Source organism: Blautia intestinalis, assembly GCF_014297355.1.
In the GTDB taxonomy this organism is placed as follows: Bacteria; Bacillota; Clostridia; order Lachnospirales; family Lachnospiraceae; genus Blautia_A; species Blautia_A intestinalis.
In genome coordinates this window covers 1-1,341 of sequence record NZ_JACOQE010000032.1, presented here as the reverse complement: position 1 = coordinate 1,341, position 1,341 = coordinate 1, and the positions used below count along the sequence as shown (strand labels likewise).

General features: G+C 40.1%; 2 protein-coding genes. Both read right to left on the bottom strand.

Going from position 1 to position 1,341, the window contains the following annotated elements; translation table 11 throughout:
* Nucleotides 1-52 precede the first annotated feature (52 nt).
* Nucleotides 53-967: an IS3 family transposase gene (locus tag H8Z79_RS16620; protein ID WP_187002973.1), complete on the bottom strand. Its 915-nt coding sequence runs from the start codon at nt 965-967 to the stop codon at nt 53-55.
* Entirely contained in the window at nt 964-1,248 is a 285-nt protein-coding gene (locus H8Z79_RS16615; RefSeq protein ID WP_005612369.1) for a transposase, read from the bottom strand. The genes H8Z79_RS16620 and H8Z79_RS16615 overlap by 4 nt, the downstream gene beginning before the upstream one ends.
* Nucleotides 1,249-1,341: the final 93 nt, after the last annotated feature.

Here is a 1,341-nt window from a genome sequence, read left to right as displayed (position 1 = left end):
TGGTCCTATGTCAAGATTTAGTACAAGTTAAAATGAGAAAATTCTCCCCATTTTAACCTGCCAGAAGCTCAGCCTCAGTGTGTATTCTTTCATACACTCGTTCGAATTTGTTTGGCGACATATAGTTGCAATGGCTATGAATTCGTTTCGTATTGTAGAAAGCTTCCAGATATTCAAAAATCAACTGGTATGCCTGCTTATAATCGCGAATTTTAAAACGATTGAGCCATTCACGTTTGATAATAGAATGAAAGGATTCAATGCATGCATTATCCCATGGAAAAGCTTTCTTTGAGTAGCTACGCTGCATATTTTCGGTTGCTTTTTTATATTCCTTTGCAACATATTGGCTGCCACGATCCGAATGGATAATTAATGGCTGATTGATATTCCGGCGAGCTTTGGCTTTGTTTATAGTATCAATCACGCAAGATACTTCCAGTGTTTCTGAAAGCGTCCAGGCTATGATTTTTCTAGAAAATAAATCCATAACACTGGTCAGATAGACAAATCCATCTATTGTCCAGATGTAGGTGATATCCGAACACCAGACTGCATTCGGACGATCAGGATTAAATTGCTCATCAAGGATATTTTGTAATTCAGTGCTGAAATCGGAATCTTTTGTGGTGATTATCCATGGTTTGCTCCACTGAGCACGGATCCCCATTTGGCGCATATATGTACCAACGGTTCTTTCCGAAATGACTTCACCAATTTTTCGAAGTTCTACAGTGATTTTCGGAGCACCGTAGTTCTGCTTGGAATCATCATAAATATCCTGTATTTTTGCTTTTACAGCTTCACGACGTTTTTCTGTATCAGAAGGTACATGGTGGATCCATGCAAGATATCCTGAGCGAGAGACACCTAAAAACTTCAACATTCCGGAGACGGAAACCCGGCGTCCAGCCTTTTTGGCAGCTTCCGTCTTCTCAGACACTTCGAGATAAATGGCTTCCGTCATTTTCCCAGAATGTTGATTGCTTTTTTTAACACATCAAGTGCATCTTGGGCATCACGTAATTCACGCCTGAGACGGGCAATTTCCTTCTGCTCATCAGATGCATAATTACCAGAACCACGAACAGGAATATCACCTGATTCCCGGAAGTCTTTCAGCCACTTTGTTAATGTACTGTAGCCGATGCCAAGATTTTCTGCACATCCACGTACTCCGAGATCTTTGTGATCCTGATAGTACTGGACTGCATCAAGTTTAAATTGTTTGTCATGTTGCTTTGCCATATGAGATCCTCCTTCAGCATGTTTCTATTGTACCATGCTTATGTGTATTTGGAATTTCTCATTTTGGCTTGTACTATTTATATTCTAGCAACA